This window comes from Pseudomonas sp. NPDC087614 (genome assembly GCF_044743485.1).
GTDB classification, from domain to species: Bacteria; Pseudomonadota; Gammaproteobacteria; order Pseudomonadales; family Pseudomonadaceae; genus Aquipseudomonas; species Aquipseudomonas baetica_A.
Map to the genome: position 1 here is coordinate 1 of NZ_JBIUWN010000170.1, position 2,447 is coordinate 2,447.

Here is a 2,447-nt window from a genome sequence, read left to right on the forward strand (position 1 = left end):
CTCGAGCGGTTGCAACATCTCTACGGTCGGGGGGGTGGGCGAACTGCGTCGCATCGAAAACCGTTTCAACGGTTCGGTGAACCAGTACTTCCTGTGCGACCGTGGCCGTTTCGGTTATGGCTACGTCAACCGCACCGACCGTCCACGTCAGCCGCTGCTGGCCGACGGCACGAAACTGGGCCTGGATCAGGCGCTGGACAAGGCTGCCGATCTGCTGCGCGGGCGCAACATCGTCGGTATCGGTTCGCCGCGTGCCAGCCTCGAAAGCAACTACGCGCTGCGTGAACTGGTTGGCGCCGAGCACTTCTACTCTGGTATCGAAGCGTCCGAACTAGAGCGCATCCGTCTGGTTCTGCAAGTGCTCAAAGACAGCCCGTTGCCCGTGCCGAACATGCGCGACATCGAAGACCACGACGCCGTATTCGTCCTCGGTGAAGACCTGACCCAGACCGCCGCCCGTATGGCCCTGGCCCTGCGTCAGTCAGTCAAAGGCAAGGCTGAAGACATGGCCGAAGCCATGCGCGTCCAGCCATGGCTCGACGCCGCTGTGAAAAACATCGGTCAGCACGCGCTGAACCCGCTGTTCATCGCCAGCCTGGCTGAAACCAAGCTCGACGACATCGCCGAAGAGTGCGTTCACGCCGCTCCCGACGATCTGGCGCGCATCGGTTTCGCCGTGGCTCACGCTCTGGATGCCAGCGCCCCTGCCGTTGAAGGTCTGGACGCTGAAGCTCTGGAACTGGCCAAGCGCATTGCCGACGCCCTGATCAAAGCCAAGCGTCCGCTGATCATCGCCGGTACTTCGCTGGGCTCCAAAGCCCTGATCGAAGCGGCGGCAAACATCGCCAAGGCTCTGAAGCTGCGCGAGAAGAACGGCTCGATCAGCCTGATCGTGCCGGAAGCCAACAGCCTCGGTCTGGCCATGCTCGGTGGCGAATCGGTGGATGCTGCGCTGCAAGCCCTGATCGACGGCCAGGCTGACGCCATCGTCGTGCTGGAAAACGACCTGTACACCCGCACCTCGAAAGCCAAGGTCGATGCCGCATTGAACGCTGCGAAAGTGGTGATCGTTGCCGACCATCAGAAGACCGCCACCAGCGACCGCGCGCATCTGGTTCTGCCGGCGGCCAGCTTCGCTGAAGGCGACGGTACGCTGGTCAGCCAGGAAGGTCGCGCCCAGCGCTTCTTCCAGGTTTTCGACCCGCAATACATGGACGCAAGCATTCTGGTTCACGAAGGCTGGCGCTGGCTGCACGCCCTGCGCTCGACCCTGCTGAACCAGCCGATCGACTGGACGCAACTGGACCACGTCACCGCGGCCGTGGCGTCGAGCACCGAGCAACTGGCACGTATCGTCGACGCTGCACCGTCTGCTGCGTTTCGCATCAAGGGTCTGAAACTGGCGCGTGAGCCGCTGCGTTATTCCGGTCGCACCGCGATGCGCGCCGACATCAGCGTTCACGAACCGCGTACTCCGCAAGACAAAGACACCGCGTTCGCCTTCTCCATGGAAGGTTACTCGGGCTCCGTCGAACCGCGTCAGCAGGTGCCATTCGCCTGGTCGCCGGGCTGGAACTCGCCGCAGGCCTGGAACAAGTTCCAGGACGAAGTCGGTGGTCACATCCGCGCTGGCGACCCGGGTACCCGCCTGATCGAAAGCACCGGTGATTCGCTGAACTGGTTCGCCGCTGCGCCGCGTGCGTTCAACCCGGCGCCGGGCACCTGGCAAGCCGTGCCGTTCTTCCACCTGTTCGGCAGCGAAGAGAACTCTTCGAAAGCCGCTCCGGTACAAGAGCGCATTCCGGCGCCATACGTTGCACTGGCCAAGTCCGAAGCCGATCGTCTGGGCGTCAACGACGGTGCCCTGCTGAGCCTGAACGTGGCCGGCCAGACCCTGCGTCTGCCATTGCGTATCAATGAAGAACTGGGCGCAGGTCTGGTGGCATTGCCTGCGGGCATCGCTGGCATTCCACCGGCATTCGCCGGCGTATCCGTCGACGGTCTGCAGGAGGCAGCGCAATGACCTGGTTCACCCCTGAAGTGATCGATGTGATCCTCTCGGTCGTCAAAGCCATCGTGATTCTGCTGGCCGTTGTGGTCGCGGGTGCGTTGCTCAGCTTTGTCGAACGTCGCCTGCTGGGCTGGTGGCAGGACCGTTACGGTCCGAACCGCGTTGGCCCGTTTGGTATGTTCCAGATCGCCGCCGACATGCTGAAGATGTTCTTCAAGGAAGACTGGACCCCGCCGTTTGCCGACAAAGTGATCTTCACTTTGGCGCCGGTGGTGGCCATGTCCGCCCTGCTGATCGCGTTTGCGATCATCCCGATCACCCCGACCTGGGGCGTGGCGGATCTGAACATCGGCCTGGGGGGTGACGGCGGGGACCCCCCCGGAGGGGGGGGTGGGGGGGTTTTGTATGAACATGTGTGTAGGGCGGGGTGGTCCCC

Annotated in this window: 2 protein-coding genes; both read left to right on the forward strand. The window is 63.3% G+C overall.

Features of this window, described 5'->3' with window-relative positions; all coding sequences use genetic code 11:
- A partial coding sequence (locus ACIOWA_RS27800) for a molybdopterin-dependent oxidoreductase (protein ID WP_401162910.1) occupies positions 1 to 2,023 on the forward strand: 2,023 nt, incomplete at its 5' end.
- The coding region (locus ACIOWA_RS27805) for an NADH-quinone oxidoreductase subunit H (protein ID WP_401162911.1) at positions 2,020 to 2,447 on the forward strand (428 nt) is incomplete at its 3' end. The genes ACIOWA_RS27800 and ACIOWA_RS27805, both read left to right, overlap by 4 nt.